General features: G+C 66.9%; 12 protein-coding genes. 4 read left to right on the top strand and 8 right to left on the bottom strand.

Annotation, left to right across the window (positions count from 1 at the left end; translation table 11 throughout):
• Positions 1 to 58: 58 nt before the first annotated feature.
• Entirely contained in the window at positions 59 to 1111 is a 1053-nt protein-coding gene (locus tag ACKY0X_RS07505) for a class I SAM-dependent DNA methyltransferase (RefSeq protein WP_409428928.1), read from the top strand.
• Positions 1112 to 1125: 14 nt separating this feature from the next.
• Here the strand turns inward: ACKY0X_RS07505 and ACKY0X_RS07500 are convergent, their stop codons facing one another.
• Genes ACKY0X_RS07500 through ACKY0X_RS07475 form a run of 6 tightly spaced genes read right to left on the bottom strand, consistent with a single transcriptional unit; the run spans position 1126 to position 9485 of the window.
• Positions 1126 to 2178 (bottom strand): NAD-dependent epimerase/dehydratase family protein, encoded by a 1053-nt coding sequence (locus ACKY0X_RS07500; protein WP_409428927.1) that lies wholly within the window; start codon positions 2176 to 2178, stop codon positions 1126 to 1128.
• A gap of 59 nt (positions 2179 to 2237) precedes the next feature.
• Positions 2238 to 3683 (bottom strand): vWA domain-containing protein, encoded by a 1446-nt coding sequence (locus ACKY0X_RS07495; RefSeq protein WP_409429541.1) that lies wholly within the window; start codon positions 3681 to 3683, stop codon positions 2238 to 2240.
• 7 nt (positions 3684 to 3690) lie between these two features.
• Complete coding sequence (locus ACKY0X_RS07490) at positions 3691 to 4599, bottom strand: AAA family ATPase (protein WP_409428926.1); 909 nt, start codon at positions 4597 to 4599, stop codon at positions 3691 to 3693.
• 15 nt (positions 4600 to 4614) lie between these two features.
• On the bottom strand, positions 4615 to 5868 hold the full coding sequence (locus ACKY0X_RS07485) for a glutamate-5-semialdehyde dehydrogenase (RefSeq protein WP_409428925.1): 1254 nt from the start codon (positions 5866 to 5868) through the stop codon (positions 4615 to 4617).
• 45 nt (positions 5869 to 5913) lie between these two features.
• Positions 5914 to 7281: a mechanosensitive ion channel domain-containing protein gene (locus ACKY0X_RS07480; protein ID WP_409428924.1), complete on the bottom strand. Its 1368-nt coding sequence runs from the start codon at positions 7279 to 7281 to the stop codon at positions 5914 to 5916.
• Positions 7278 to 9485: an adenylate/guanylate cyclase domain-containing protein gene (locus tag ACKY0X_RS07475; protein WP_409428923.1), complete on the bottom strand. Its 2208-nt coding sequence runs from the start codon at positions 9483 to 9485 to the stop codon at positions 7278 to 7280. The genes ACKY0X_RS07480 and ACKY0X_RS07475 overlap by 4 nt, the downstream gene beginning before the upstream one ends.
• A gap of 52 nt (positions 9486 to 9537) precedes the next feature.
• On the opposite strand from ACKY0X_RS07475, the gene ACKY0X_RS07470 reads away from it, so the two are divergent.
• The gene (locus tag ACKY0X_RS07470) at positions 9538 to 10398 is read left to right on the top strand and encodes a ribokinase (protein WP_409428922.1); all 861 of its coding nucleotides are present in this window, start codon (positions 9538 to 9540) and stop codon (positions 10396 to 10398) included.
• Here ACKY0X_RS07470 and ACKY0X_RS07465 read toward each other — a convergent pair.
• Together ACKY0X_RS07465 and ACKY0X_RS07460 are read right to left on the bottom strand one after the other, a co-directional pair.
• The gene (locus ACKY0X_RS07465; protein WP_046285113.1) at positions 10382 to 10777 is read right to left on the bottom strand and encodes a tautomerase family protein; all 396 of its coding nucleotides are present in this window, start codon (positions 10775 to 10777) and stop codon (positions 10382 to 10384) included. The two genes, ACKY0X_RS07470 and ACKY0X_RS07465, sit on opposite strands and share 17 nt — an antisense overlap.
• 99 nt (positions 10778 to 10876) lie before the next feature.
• A complete protein-coding gene (locus tag ACKY0X_RS07460; RefSeq protein ID WP_409428921.1) occupies positions 10877 to 12931 on the bottom strand; it encodes an NAD(+) synthase in 2055 nt (684 codons plus the stop codon).
• Between the two features lie 56 nt (positions 12932 to 12987).
• On the opposite strand from ACKY0X_RS07460, the gene ACKY0X_RS07455 reads away from it, so the two are divergent.
• Both ACKY0X_RS07455 and ACKY0X_RS07450 read left to right on the top strand, forming a co-directional pair.
• Positions 12988 to 13527 (top strand): cysteine hydrolase family protein, encoded by a 540-nt coding sequence (locus tag ACKY0X_RS07455; RefSeq protein WP_409428920.1) that lies wholly within the window; start codon positions 12988 to 12990, stop codon positions 13525 to 13527.
• Between the two features lie 4 nt (positions 13528 to 13531).
• Positions 13532 to 14383, top strand: a complete 852-nt coding sequence (locus ACKY0X_RS07450) for an SIR2 family NAD-dependent protein deacylase (RefSeq protein WP_409428919.1) — start codon at positions 13532 to 13534, stop codon at positions 14381 to 14383.
• The last annotated feature ends 6 nt before the right edge of the window (positions 14384 to 14389 follow it).

The following is a 14389-nucleotide window of genomic DNA, read 5'->3' as shown; positions in this document are numbered from 1 at the left end:
TTGTCGGGAGCGCAACCGGCCCGTTGCCGCCGCGAAGCCGACGCCGATCGTGTAGAAGATGTCTGTGGAAGATTTTCCGTTGAGCTCAGTTGATCGCGCCGCGACGACCAAAGACGCCATGCGCAGGCGTTTTCACACTCGGGCGCAGATCACTGGCGAAATCAGGCTTCCGGCCGTGCCGAGCATGCTCGACGAGTACGTGTCGATGTGCAAGACCGTGTTCGCAGGTCTGGGCAAGCCCTTCAGCGACGCCGAGCTCGACCGGCTCAGAGAGGTGCTGGAAGGTCAACTGGTCGAGGCATACGCCCACTCGGTGCGCTCGCACATCATCATCTCCTATAACGCCCCGATCGGCCCCACCCTGGACTACACCGTCCGCGCCCAGTGGAGCAGCGTCGCCCAGGCATACGAGGCCTGGCTGGCAACTCGGAAACCACCGTTGTTCGGCACGGAACCCGACGCCCGGGTGTGGCATCTCGCCTGCGAGGCCGACAATCCGGCCGCCCATCGGGTGCTCGAGATCGGTGGGGGCACCGGGCGTAACGCCCTGGCGCTGGCGCGCCGTGGACACCCGGTCGACGTCGTCGAGATGACCCCGAAGTTCGCCGAGATGCTCACGACCGCCGCAGCGGCTGAATCCCTGGACGTACGCGTCATCGTGCGGAACGTATTCGCCGACGCCGACGACCTGCGCGACGACTACCAGATGATGGTGCTTTCTGAGGTCTTGACCGATTTCCGGTCCACCGAGGAGCTACGCAGCCTGTTCGAGCTCGCCGCTCGATGCCTGGCTCCCGGCGGGCGGCTGGTGTTCAACAGCTTCCTGGCGCACGACGGCTACGAGCCCGACAGCGCCGCCCGGGAGTTCTGCCAGCAGGTGTACTCGGGTCTGTACACCCGCAACGAAATGACGGAGGCGTCAGCGGGCCTACCCCTGCAGCTGCTCTCCGACGAGTCGGTCCATGACTACGAGAAGGCGCACCTGCCCGAGGGTGCCTGGCCGCCTACCAGCTGGTACATCGAATGGGTCAGCGGGCAGGACGCGTTCCGAACCACGCGCGAGGAAAGCCCGATGGAGTTGCGCTGGCTGGTCTACCAGCGGACGCGCTGACAGTCCGCAGGCGGCTAACGCCGGGTCACGCCGTCGTCGATCATCTGCTGGAAGTGCTCCACGACGGAGTCGGCAACGGGCCGGAAATCGATGGCGAGTTCGGTACGTGCGCGCGAACCGTCCAGGCATAGCGGCCAGCCGATATTGCGCTCGACGAACGGGCGAGTCAGCCCCGCCACCGGCGCAACCAGCTTCACCATGAACTTGGGCAGCTCGCGGGTCGGGAAAGACAGCCGGGCACCGAAGTGCCGCCGCAACATTCGGCTGAGTTCGAGCATGCTGACGACTTCGGAGTTCACCACGTAGCGGCCATGCGCCCCGGGCGTGTAGCCCGCGGTGATGTGTGCGCGGGCCACGTCACGCACATCGACGCAGCCCATCTGCAGCGCGGGTGCACCCAACGCCATCGACATGTCGATGAAGTGCTGCATGGTGTCCATGCTTCCCGACGCGCTGGCCGTGGTCAGCGACGGTCCCAGCACCAGGGAGGGGTGAATGGTGACCAGGTCCCAGCGCTTTTGGGCCTGCTGGATCTCCCAGGCCGCCCGCTCGGCGACCGTCTTGGAGTAGGGGTAGGGCTGGTGCTCGGGTGTGCTGGTGGTGTTCCAGTCCGCCTCGGTGAAGCACGCCTTGCCCTTCATGTCCGCATTGTCGCCGTAGATGGCCGCCACACTGCTGGTCAGCACTACCCGGGCCACCGAAGGAGTCTTGTCGACGGCGGACAACACGTTGCGCGTGCCTTCGAGCGCAGGCCGTACCAGTTGCCGGTCGGCGTCTCCGATGGTGCCGAGCAGGAACGGCGAAGCGGTGTGGATGACCAGCTGGCAGCCCTGCATCGCCTCGGTAAAACTGCCCGGTTCGAGCAGATCGGCCCGGTGCAGGCTCAGCTGCCCCGGGTGCCGTGCGGCAAGCGCGTGCAGGTGTTCCAGACCGTGGGGTTTCTCGGGATCGCGGACCGTAGCCCGCACCATGTGACCGTCCTCGAGCAGGTAGCGCACGATCCAGCTGGCGATGTAGCCGCTCCCACCGGTAACCAACACCGGCGCGCTGGGATCGATGGTCGTCATGAATCACCCTTTCTGATCGTTGTCCGGGTACGTCGGCAGGGCGCGACCTCGACGCGGGGCTAGACCGGCAGCAGGGCGTCGATGACGCCGGCCAGTTGCTTGGCCGAGCGGCATTCGTGCATCGGGATCACGTCGCTGTACCGCGGCACCGCGGAATCGCCACTGCCCCACAGATGCTGGGGCTCGGGGTTGAGCCAGTGCGCATGCCGGCTGGCGGTCACCAAGTGCGAGAGCACCTCCACCCCTGGGTTTCGGTAATTGGTGCGACCGTCGCCGAGCACCAGCAGCGCACTGCGGGGCGACACCACGTTCGGATAGTTCTCGGCGAACGAGACGAACGCGTTGCCGTAGTCGGAATGTCCGTCGCGGGTATAGACCCCCGACTCCCGGGTGATCCGCTGGATCGCCACAGCCAGGTCGGCCTCCGGACCGAACAGGTGCGTCACCTCGTCGGTGGTGTCGATGAACGCGAAGACGCGAACTCTTGAAAACTGCTGCCGCAGAGCATGAACCAGAAGCAAAGTGAAATGGCTGAACCCGGCAACCGAACCCGAGACATCGCACAGCACCACCAGCTCGGGCCGCGCGGGCCGAGGCTTGCGCAGCACCACGTCGATCGGCACCCCGCCGGTGGACATCGACTTGCGTAGGGTTTTGCGCAGGTCGATGGTGCCGGCACGGGAGCGTCGCCGGCGCGCAGCCAGCCGGGTCGCCAGGGTGCGGGCCAGCGGCGCCACCACCCGGCGCATCTGGCGCAGCTGTTCGCCGGACGCACGCAGGAACTCGACGTTCTCGCTCAGCTGCGGAATGCCGTACATCTGAACGTGTTCGCGCCCCAACTGCTCGGCGGTGCGCCGCTTGGTCTCGGCGTCGACGAGCTTGCGCAGTGCGGCGATCCGCTGCGCCGCCATCGCCTTGGCGATCTGTTCCTGGGTGGGACTGGGCTCGTCGCCGTAAGGCGCGAGCAGCCCGGCCAGCAGTTTGCCTTCCAACTCATCGAGCGCCAGCGCTTTGAGCGCCTGGTAGGCCGAGTAAGACGGGCCCCGGCTGGAGCGGTATTGCCCGTAGGCACCGACGATCGCGGCGATCATCGCCGACAAGCGGGGGTCGGTGTCGGCGAGGTCGGGATTCTCGGTCAGCAGATCGAGCAGCATTGCCCGCATGTCCTCGGCGTCCTCCGGCAGCGGCACAACGTCCGACGGATCAGCCTCCTCGCCCTCGACCACCACGGTGCGCCCGCCCAGCGCGGCCGGGAACCACAGATCGAACATGGCGTCGTAGGTGTCGCGGTGGTCGGGCCGGCGCAGCACCGCGCAGGCCAGCCCTTCCCGCAGCACTTCCCGGTCGTCGAGCCCGATCGCGGTCAGCACCCGTCCGGCGTCGACGGTCTCTGAGGGGCCCACCGAAATGCCCTGTCCGCGCAGCGCTTCCACGAATCCCACCAGGTGCCCCGGAATTCCGTGCGGGGCAAGGGGTTGCGGCGGGCGGGTGCGGCGAACCATCAGATGTCCATTAGTTCAGTCGCAGCTCTCCGGATGCCCGCACCTGATCGGATTGGTGCTTGAGCACGACCCCCAGGGTGGCAGCGACGGTGGCATCGTCGATGGTGTCCATGCCCAGGGCCAAGATGGTGCGGCCCCAGTCGATGGTCTCGGCCACCGACGGAAGTTTCTTGAGCTGCATGCCGCGCAGCACCGCGATGATGCGCACCAGCTCGGCGGCCAGATGCTCCGGCAACTCGGGTACCCGCGACAGCAGAATGCGGCGCTCCAAGTCCGGGTCGGGGAAGTCGATGTGCAGGAACAGGCAGCGGCGCTTGAGTGCCTCGGACAGTTCCCGGGTGGCGTTGGAGGTCAACACCGTGAACGGGGTGCGCGTTGCGGTGATCGTGCCCAGTTCCGGGACGGTGACCGCGAAGTCGGAGAGCACCTCCAACAGCAGGCCCTCGATCTCGATGTCGGCCTTGTCGGTCTCGTCGATCAGCAGCACCGTCGGATCGGTGCGCCGGATCGCGGTCAGCAGCGGACGCGACAGCAGGAACTCCTCGGAGAACACGTCCATCTTGGTGGCGTCCCAGTCGCCGCCCGGACCGGCAGTGTTGCCGGACTGAATACGGAGTATCTGCTTGGCGTGGTTCCACTCATACAACGCCCGGGCCTCGTCAACACCCTCGTAGCACTGCAACCGCACCAGCCCGGAACCGGTGGCCGCGGCCACCGCGCGGGCCAGTTCGGTCTTGCCGACCCCGGCCGGACCCTCCACCAGCAGCGGTTTGCCCAGCCGGTCGGCCAGGAACACCGCCGTGGTGGTGGCGGTGTCGGCCAGGTACCCCGTCTCGGCCAGCCGCCGGGCGACGTCGTCGATATCGGAGAACAGCGGCGCTTGGCGGGCCGGGGTGGCGGGAACGGCGGGCTTATCCATACGGGCTAGGGCTCCTTAGACGGGACGGGTGTGGCCGTCACCCCACACGATCCATTTGGTCGACGTCAGCTCCGGCAGCCCCATCGGCCCCCGGGCGTGCAGCTTCTGGGTGGAGATGCCGATCTCGGCACCAAAGCCGAACTGCTCGCCGTCGGTGAACGCCGTGGAAGCGTTGACCATCACCGCCGCGGCGTCGACCTGCTCGCTGAATCGCTGGGCGGCCGCCATGTTGGTGGTGACGATGGCCTCGGTGTGGCCGGTGCCGTATTCGTTGATGTGGTCGATCGCGTCTTCGAGCCCGTCGACCACCGACAGCGCGATGTCCATCGCGAGGTATTCGCGACGCAGGTGGTCCTCGGCAGCGGCGTCCTCGGCGTCACCGTGCACCGCTACTCCGGCCGCGGTCAACGCGTCCACCAGCCGAGGCACTGCGGATGCGGCGATCGCCTTGTCGATCAGCAGGGTCTCAGCGGCATTGCAGACACTGGGCCGACGGGTCTTGGAGTTCAACAGCACCTGCTCGGCGATGTCGAGGTCGGCGGCCTCATGGACGTAGACGTGGCAGTTGCCGACACCGGTCTCGATGGTGGGCACCAACGCGTCGCGCACCACGGCTTCGATCAGCCCGGCTCCGCCGCGCGGGATCACCACGTCGACGAGTCCGCGGGCCTGGATCAAGTGGGTGACGGTGGCGCGATCGACCGACGACAGCAGCTGCACCGCGTCGGCGGGCAGGTCCTCAGCCTCCAGAGCGCCGCGCAGCACGTCGACCAGGGCCTGGTTGGAGTGCGCCGCCGACGAGCTGCCGCGCAGTAGTGCGGCGTTGCCGGACTTCAGTGTCAGCCCGAATGCGTCGACGGTGACGTTGGGCCGGCCCTCATAGACCATGCCCACCACGCCAAGTGGAACGCGCTGCTGACGCAGCAGCAGTCCGTTGGGCAGGGTGTAGCCGCGCAGTACCTCGCCGACCGGGTCGGGCAGGCCGGCGACCTGACGCAGTCCGGCGGCGATTCCGTCAACCCGAGACTTGGTCAGCGCCAGCCGGTCCAAGATGGCCTCGGGCGTGCCGGCGTCACGGGCAGCGGCAACGTCGCGGTCATTAGCGGCCAAGATGTCGTCGGCGTGGGCCAGCAGCGCGTCGGCTGCGGCGTTCAGCGCACTGTTCTTGGCCGCGGTGGACAACGCCGTCAGGGAACGCGAGGCGACCCTCGCGCGGCGGGCGGCGTCGTGGACCTCTTGGCGCAGGTCGGGAAGCACGGGGACGCTCATCGTGCCAGAGTATCGGCGAACGCCCGATCAGGTAAAACGGCCCCGCTATGCAGATGCCGCCGGACGCCGCTGATCGATGATGCGGCCCAGTTCCTGCAGCAACAACGGCTTGGTCATCACCAGTTCTTCGATGTTCTCCCGGTCGATCACTACCGCGGTCACTTCCTCCACGGCGTGCGCGTCGAACAGACTGGGCTGCCGGGTCAGCGTGGTGACACCGAGAAACGCACCATGCCGCAGCGTGGCGTCCGGCCAGGCCGGATCCGCACTGGTGAGCCGGACGCTGCCCTCGGTCAGAAATGTCATCGCGGTCGGCACCTGGCCGGCCCGTTGCAGGGCCTCGTCCCTGCCGAAGCGGACCACCGTGGCGTACGGCTCCAAGGCGCGCTGGTCGTCGTCGGTCAACCTAAGCGCGGGCGCCACTACTGACCGCAGCGCCTCGGCCACTCGTTCCGGTGTCGAGAACACGTCCTCGGCTTCGTCAAGGTGCAGTCCTGCCCGTCGGGCGGCGTACCAAAGCCACCGCAGGAAGGTGGTCTGCGCCGCACCATCGTCGGCCGGCGAGCCCAGCGCAACCGTGGTGCGGTACTGGCCCCCACCGAGCGCCGCCGAATCCGGCGCCTCGCCGGTGGTGCGCATCGGCAGGGCGGTCGCAACCCGCGACAACAACGCGCACACCTGGTCTGGGGGATCCGCGACGGCGAAGGTGGTCGTGATCGATACCCGGTGGGCACCGCCGGAACGACTGACGTTGGTGAACGAGGTTCCGGCTAGGACCGAGTTCGGCGTGACCTGCAGCCCGTCGGCGGTGCTGATGTGCACCGCCCGCCAGTTCACTTCGACGACCCGGCCGCGCGCGGTGGGGGTGGAAAGCCAGTCACCGATCCGGAACGGTTGCTCGAACAGCATGAACAGACCGGAAACGATCTGGCCGACCGAATTCTGCAACATCAAGCCGATGACCACCGACGTGACACCCAGCGCGGTGAACAGGCCGCCGATCCTGGCCCCCCAGACATGGGACAGGATCAGCGCCAGGCCCACACCGATCAGCAGGAATCGTGCGACGTCGACGAAGATGGTCGGTATCCGGCTGCGCCAGGAGCCTTTTGGAGCGCTCTGGAAAAAGGTGACATTCAGCCCGGACAGCAGCACCACCAGCACCACGAAGCCGAACGCGGTGTAGATGATCCGCAGCGTCGGATCGTGGCCCGGTACGCCGGCGACCTGCGCCAGTAACACCATCAATGCGCCCAGCGGCAACAGGTAATTGCGCGCCAGAGCTACCGGTCGGGCGAGGTGGCTGCCTCTGCGCGCCAGTGCCACATGCCCTTCGGTGAGCAGTACCAGGCCCACCGGGAGGCCGATCGCGACACCGAGCGCCCAGTACAACCACGTCCCGAAGACGTTCACGGTGCCTCGGAAGATCTCGAAGACAATCGCCAGGCCTGCTCCTCGGCGTCGCCGATCGTGAGGGTGCCGGCCAGCGCGAACTCCGCGGTGCCGTCCAGCATGTCGCGCACTCTGGCGGTGACGTAGATGCCGGATTCCGGCGTGACTCTGCGCAACTGGTAGGCCAGGTTGACAGCAGAGCCCCACAGGTCATACGTGACCCCGGACCGGCCGACCAGGCCGCTGACGACTTCGCCGGTGTTGACCCCGGCCCACAAGCTCAGCCGGTAACCGGTTTTGACCTCGAACCGATCAACGATGCGCTGCATCTCGCACGCGAATTCGACGATACGGTGCACCCCATCCAGCCTCGGGGTGGTCAAGCCGCAACCTGCGAGATAGCCGTTGTACATGGTGCGAATTCGTTCGACCCCAACAGCTTCAGCCGCCGCGTCGAACTGTCTGACTAGATCGTCGACGGTCGTCACCAATTCGCTCGCGGAGAGCTCGGTGGATAGCTGGTCGATCCCATGCAGTTCGGCGTAGACAACGCTGACGTTGTGATGCTCTTCTGCGATGGCCTGCTCGCCGCCTCGATAACGCCGTACCACCGACTCGGGCATCAGCGACAGCAGGAGCTCATCGTTCTGTTTGCGCTGCTGATCGAGCAGTTCCTCCTTCGTGCGGAGGCTGTAGCTCATGTCGTTGAATGCCTTGGTCAGATCGCCGATCTCGTCATCCGTCCGGGCCGGAACCGCGGCGCTGTAGTCGCCGGCGCTGATCCGCTGGGCCGCGACCTGCAGCCGGCGGATCGGCTGCAGGAAGAGTCGCGCAAGCAGCATGGCCAGCACGCAGATGGCGAAGATGACACCGGTGGTGGCCAGCACCACCCGCTTGCTGAAGGACGTGACCGCGGCGTAGGCATCGGAGTAATCCCTGGTCGCCAGGATCGACCACTGCAGGTCCGAGTTGGGCACGGTCAGCGGCGCGTACGCAGTCAGCTCACGGTTGCCCAGATAGGCATACCCGTTGGTCAGCGTGCCGGTCTGGCCACGCTGCGCGGCCTCCAGTCCCGGCCCGCCGACCGGCTGCACCAAGGTGGTGGTTCCCAGCCGCAGCGCGCGTTCCACCGTCGCCTCCGAGGTCCCCGCCGCCACCGCCTCTCGGCGATACCGCTCCGGATCTTCCAGGAACAGTCGCGAATCGGAGCGCATCAGGTGGTCCGGGCCGGCCAGATAGGTCTCGGTGGTGTGGCCCAGCCCTGAGGCCTCCCACTCACGGTCGGCGGTCATGATCCGATTGACTTTGGCACTGGGCAGCGGCAAGGCCAACACGCCCTCGACCGTGCCCTTGGTTCCGACCGGAGATACCAGCCAGGCGGTGGGTGTGTCCAAGTTGGGTTGGTAGGGCTGGTAATCGGTGATCCACACAAAATTGACCGCGTTGGCCGCCAACGCCTTGCGGTAGGCGTCACGCAGACCGGATTCGCGGTAGGGACCGGTGAGCACGTTGGTACCCAGGTCCACGCCCTTGTTGACCGAATAGACCACATTGCCTCGGGTGTCCAACAGCAACGCATCCAGGTACTCGTTGAGCTGGACGATCTCCGCGAAGACGTTGTTGAACTGGGCATTTGCCGCCGACCAAGTACTGCCGTCACCGGAGTCGTCGGACTTTTTCGGCTCCGCGACAAAGCCTGCGGTGTACCGGGCCTGCAGGTAACGCTGCGCGTTCGCCGTGGGCAGCAACGCGGCGATGTCCGGCTGCTCGCCGGTCCGGTTGCCCAGCGCCTTGGTGAAGTGGTCCTGGTAATAAGCCTCTATCGCCCCCTGCTGGTCGGGCGTGATTGCAGCATTTGCGAGCTCGTCGAATCCAGCAGTAAATGACTTGAGTGCGGTAGCTGCGGTCACTCCCCCGCTGAAAACGACCAGGGAGTTGGTCATCTCGGCGAACAAGCCGGTGACCGCACGCCGCTGCGCCTCCCGAGCCTGAACCAACTTGCTGGTGGCCGCACGCTGCAATTCCTGTGCGCCATACTGGAACTCGACGAACCCGACCACTGCAACCGAGGCGACGCTGGTGATCAGCAGGATGAACATCAGCTTGGTCTGAATGCTGAGCCGAGACAGCAACCGCCAGTGCCGGCGGTCACCGCGCGCCGTGGCCACTGTCGATGCTGCCGAGTCCACCCGGCCGCCCCCTTCCCCGATTACCGGATGGTTCATCACCCTAGGGGATGCACGACATTCCGCGGTCGTGAATGCAAAGCTGGACTGCATGGCGACGCGGGTGTGCGTGGTGGGCAGCGTGAACCTCGATACCGTTTTTACCGTCGCCGCACTTCCGGCTCCGGGCGAGACGGTGCTGGCCACGGCGCGAAGCACCCACCCCGGCGGAAAGGGCGCCAACCAGGCGGTGGCCGCGGCACGGGCGGGGGCGCAGGTGCAGTTCGTGGGCGCGGTTGGCGACGACGACGCCGGGCTGCTGCTGCGCCGGCACCTGCAGAGCAACGGCGTCGGAACCGAGGGCCTGACGACGACGCCCGGCCCCAGCGGTTCGGCGGCCATCACCGTGGACCCGTCCGGGCAGAACACCATCGTGGTGGCCCCCGGCGCCAATGGCACCCTCACGCTGGATTCCGGCCAGCGCGACCTGATCGCGGACTGCGACGTGCTGCTGATGCAGCTGGAGATTCCGATCCCGGTGGCCACCGAGGCCGCCGAGGTGGCCCACGCGGGCGCGGCGACCGTGATACTCAACGTGTCCCCGCCGGCCACCGACGTGGCGCGACTCATCGAGCGGGTTGACGTCGCGGTGGTCAACGAATCCGAATCCGAGCGGTTCCACCACAAGGTGGCGCACCGGGTGGTCACCCTCGGCGCGCGTGGCGCCCGCTACTGCGGCCCCGGCGGCATCCGCACCGTACCGGCTCCGGTGGTGCAGGCCCTGGACAGCACGGGCGCGGGTGACGTCTTCGCCGGTGTGCTGGCGACCGAATGGGCCGGTGGCGTCGAACGCGCAGTGCAACGCGCCTGCGTGGCAGGGGCGTTGGCCACGCTGACCGCCGGTGCCGGGGACTGCGCCCCGAGCGCCGAGGCGATCACCGCAGCGCTGGATGCGTTCAGACTCCGACGTTGAATCCGAGGTCGACGTCGGATGCGGCCTGCCCGCCCCGGATGCCCCAGTTCTCCCGATCCACCTCATGCAGGGTGATCATCACGTGGTCGGCGGGAATACCCAGCGCGGCAAGATTTTCGACGATCCCGGCATAAAGCAGGCGCTTGGCCTCCAGCGACCGGCCGGAGAAGCAGTCGATCGAGATCAGGGTGCGGCATTCGGGCTTCTCGAGCTGCGCCGGAACCGCAAAACGGTGCGGCTCGTGCACGACCAGCCGCACGTTCTTGTCCTTGGCCGGGATCTGGAAAGCGGTCACGAGCGCACCATGGACGGCATCGATGATCGCGACTTCCTCGGCCGGCTCGTAGTGACGACGGACCTCGATCAGGACGGTGGGCATGATTCACACCCTGCCAGACGATCAGTACCGTTTGGCCCGCACCCGCCGGATGGTGCCGAAGTTCTTGACCCGCACGCTACTGAGACTGCCCTCGCCCCCCTACGCCTGCGGAATCTCCCGTTCGATCTCGTCGAGCCAGATCCGCGCCGACATGTCCGAGGGGGCCCGCCATTCTCCGCGGGGCGACAGGGAGCCACCGTGGGACACCTTCGGCCCGTTCGGCAGCGCTGAGCGTTTGAATTGACTGAACGAATAGAACCGCTGCACAAAGACTTTCAGCCAATGCCGAATATCCGCCAGTGAATAGGCCTGCCGCTTGTCCGCCGGATATCCGGGTGGCCAGGAACCCGCTTCCACGTCATGCCAGGCATGCCAGGCCAAGAACGCAGTCTTGGCGGGCGCGAATCCGTACCGCAGCGCCTGAAACAGCGCGAAGTCCTGCAGCGAGTAAGGGCCCACCTTGTCCTCGCTGCGCTGAATCTCTTCGCCGTCAGCCGCCGGCACCAATTCCGGGCTGATCTCGGTGTTGAGCACCGAGGCCAGTACCGCGCACACATCGGAGTCGAACTCCCCGGAGTTGATCACCCACCGGATCAGATGCTGGATCAGGGTTTTGGGCACACCACCGTTGACGTTGTAGTGCGACATCTGATCGCCCACCCCGTAGGTGGACCAGCCCAGCGCCAGCTCGGACAGATCGCCGGTGCCCAGCACGATGCCGCCGTTCTGGTTGGCGATTCGGAACAGATAGTCGGTGCGCAGGCCGGCCTGGACGTTCTCGAACGTGACGTCGTAGACGGCTTCACCGCGGGCGAACGGGTGCCCGAGCTCGGACAGCATTAGCTTCGCGGTCTCGCGGATGTCGATCTCCGCGAACGTCACTCCCAGCGCCTTGCTCAGCGCGGCGGCGTTAGCCTTGGTGCGCTCACCGGTGGCGAAGCCGGGCATGGTGAACGCGAGAATGTCACTGCGCGGCCGGTTTTCGCGGTCCATCGCCCGAGCCGCGACGATCAGGGCGTGGGTCGAATCCAGCCCGCCCGACACCCCGATGACCACCTTGGGACAGTTCAAGGCGCGCAGCCGCTGCTCCAGGCCAGAAACCTGGATGTTGTAGGCCTCGTAGCAGTCCTGTTGCAGTCGTTGCGGATTCGACGGCACGAACGGAAATCGTTCGACCACCCGCCGCAGGCCGATGTCCCCGGCCGGCGGGTCCAGAACGAACTCCACCCGCCGGAATGCCTGCACCGCATCCCGGTGGTGGCGGCGGTTGTCGTCGAATGTGCCCATGCGCAGCCGCTCCGAGCGCAGCAGCCCAAGGTCGACGTCGGCGACCGATCGGCGCGGGCCGCTGGGGAACCGTTCGCTTTCGCCGAGCAGCGTGCCGTTCTCCCAGATCATGGTCTGGCCGTCCCAGGCGAGGTCGGTGGTCGACTCCCCCTCGCCCGCGGCGGCGTAGACGTACGCGGCCAGGCATCGCGCCGAGGCCGACCGGGCCAGCAGACAGCGGTCTTCGGCGCGCCCGACGGTGATCGGACTACCGGACAGATTGGCCAGCACCGTCGCGCCGGCCAGTGCGGCCTGGGCGCTGGGCGGCACGGGGACGAACATGTCCTCGCACACCTCGGCGTGCAGCACGAACTCGGGTAGGTCGGTCGCGGCGAACAGCAGGTCCGGCCCGAACGGGATCTCTACCCCACCCAGCCGAATGAGTCCGCGTTCGTCGGCGCCGGCAGCCAGCTGGCGGCCTTCGTAGAACTCCCGGTAGGTGGGCAGATAGGACTTCGGCGCGACGCCGAGGATGCGCCCGCGGTGGATGACGACCGCGGTGTTGTAGACGCGGTGTGCATAGCGCAGCGGCGCTCCCACCACCAAGACCGGCAGCAGCTCCGTCGACGCCGCGACTACGTCGAGCAGCGCCGCCTCGACGGCACTGAGCAGGCTGTCCTGCTGGACGATGTCGTCGATGGAGTATCCCGACAGGGTGAGTTCGGGAAACACGGCCAGCGCGACGCCGTCGTCGTGGCATTCGCGCGCCAGCCGTAGCACCGACTCGGCGTTGGCGGCCGGGTCGGCGAGCGTGGTGCGGTGCGTGCAGGCAGCGACCCGCGCGAACCCATGCCGGTAGGCGTTGTAGAAGTCCCCAGAATGCTCCATTGCCCCCATTGTCGCCTGGACTGTGTCAACGTGCAGCTTTCGGGTATCACCAGGGCATGACCGATACCGCGGTGGTCGTCGTCGACATGCTCAACGCCTACCGTCACGCCGACGCCGAACAGCTGGCCGACAATGTCGCGCAGATCGTCGAACCACTGGCCGACCTGGTGGGACGCAGCCGGGCCGCCGAGGAGGTCGACCTGATCTACGTCAACGACAACTACGGCGACTTCACCGCGGGATTCGCCCAGATCGCCGCGTCGGCGCTGAACGGCAGCAGACCCGAGCTGGTTCGGCCCGTCGCCCCCGTAGCCGGCGACCGGTTGATGACCAAGGTGCGCCACAGCGCCTTCTATTCCACCCCGCTGGAGTACCTGCTGGGCCGGCTCGGCACCCGACGGTTGATTCTGGCCGGCCAGGTCACCGAGCAATGCATCCTCTACACCGCCCTGGACGCCTATGTACGGCACCTTCCGGTGGTGATACCGGTCGACGCCGTCGCCCACATCGACGCCGAACTGGGTGCCGCCGCACTGGAGATGATGTGCCGCAACATGGCTGCTGAGCGGTCGACCGCCGCGAAGTGCCTACGCTAGCCGGATGGGCGGAACCGAGCCGACGGTCTGCGACCTGCTGACGCTGCTGGCGGGCCGGCGAGTCGCGGTGCTGAGCGGCGCCGGCATCTCCACCGATTCGGGCATTCCGGACTACCGCGGCCCGGACTCCCCGCCGAGCAATCCGATGACCATCGCCCAGTTCACCGGCGACCGGGTGTTTCGGCAACGGTATTGGGCTCGCAACCACATCGGCTGGCGTCACATGGCCGACACCGCGCCCAACATCGGGCACTTGGGGGTGGCCGCGCTGGAAGCGGCGGGCGTGGTGACCGGGGTGATCACCCAGAATGTCGATCTGCTGCACACCAAAGCGGGCAGCCGTCACGTGGTGGATCTGCATGGCAGCTATGCGACGGTGGTCTGTTTGAGTTGCGGGCACTCGCTGAGCCGAGCGTCGCTGGACGAGCAGCTCGAGCAGCTCAACCCCGGCTTCATCGACCGGGTGGGCAGGCTCGGCGGTATCGCCGTGGCGCCCGACGCGGACGCCGTCGTCACCGATACCGCGTCATTCCGCTTCGTCGACTGCCAGGACTGCGGCGGGATACTCAAGCCCGACATCGTCTACTTCGGCGAAAGCGTCCCCAAAGAACGCGTCGCTCAGGCTTATTCGATGGTCGACGAAGCAGAGGCGTTGCTGGTGGCAGGTTCGTCGCTGACGGTGTTCTCCGGCTACCGGTTTGTCCGCCAGGCCGCCGCGCGCGGTATTCCGGTCGCGATCGTCAACCGCGGCCCCACCCGCGGCGATGAGTTGGCCGACGTCAAGATCGACGGCGGGTGTTCGCCGACGCTGGCGTTGCTGGCTTCGGAGCTGCCCTACGAAATTTCGTCGCGGTAAATCGTC

The sequence above is a fragment of the Mycobacterium sp. SMC-11 genome (genome assembly GCF_046250095.1).
Taxonomy (GTDB): Bacteria; Actinomycetota; Actinomycetes; order Mycobacteriales; family Mycobacteriaceae; genus Mycobacterium; species Mycobacterium heraklionense_A.
This window is presented reverse-complemented; position numbering and strand designations above follow the sequence as displayed.

Excerpts from the sequence above, each read along its gene's own strand:
- ACKY0X_RS07505 (WP_409428928.1), top strand. The coding sequence starts at position 59 with ATGTCTGTGGAAGATTTTCCGTTGAGCTCAGTTGATCGCGCCGCGACG.
- ACKY0X_RS07500 (WP_409428927.1), bottom strand. The coding sequence starts at position 2,178 with ATGACGACCATCGATCCCAGCGCGCCGGTGTTGGTTACCGGTGGGAGC.
- ACKY0X_RS07490 (WP_409428926.1), bottom strand. The coding sequence starts at position 4,599 with ATGGATAAGCCCGCCGTTCCCGCCACCCCGGCCCGCCAAGCGCCGCTG.
- ACKY0X_RS07485 (WP_409428925.1), bottom strand. The coding sequence starts at position 5,868 with ATGAGCGTCCCCGTGCTTCCCGACCTGCGCCAAGAGGTCCACGACGCC.
- ACKY0X_RS07475 (WP_409428923.1), bottom strand. The coding sequence starts at position 9,485 with ATGAACCATCCGGTAATCGGGGAAGGGGGCGGCCGGGTGGACTCGGCA.
- ACKY0X_RS07470 (WP_409428922.1), top strand. The coding sequence starts at position 9,538 with ATGGCGACGCGGGTGTGCGTGGTGGGCAGCGTGAACCTCGATACCGTT.
- ACKY0X_RS07465 (WP_046285113.1), bottom strand. The coding sequence starts at position 10,777 with ATGCCCACCGTCCTGATCGAGGTCCGTCGTCACTACGAGCCGGCCGAG.
- ACKY0X_RS07460 (WP_409428921.1), bottom strand. The coding sequence starts at position 12,931 with ATGGAGCATTCTGGGGACTTCTACAACGCCTACCGGCATGGGTTCGCG.
- ACKY0X_RS07455 (WP_409428920.1), top strand. The coding sequence starts at position 12,988 with ATGACCGATACCGCGGTGGTCGTCGTCGACATGCTCAACGCCTACCGT.
- ACKY0X_RS07450 (WP_409428919.1), top strand. The coding sequence starts at position 13,532 with ATGGGCGGAACCGAGCCGACGGTCTGCGACCTGCTGACGCTGCTGGCG.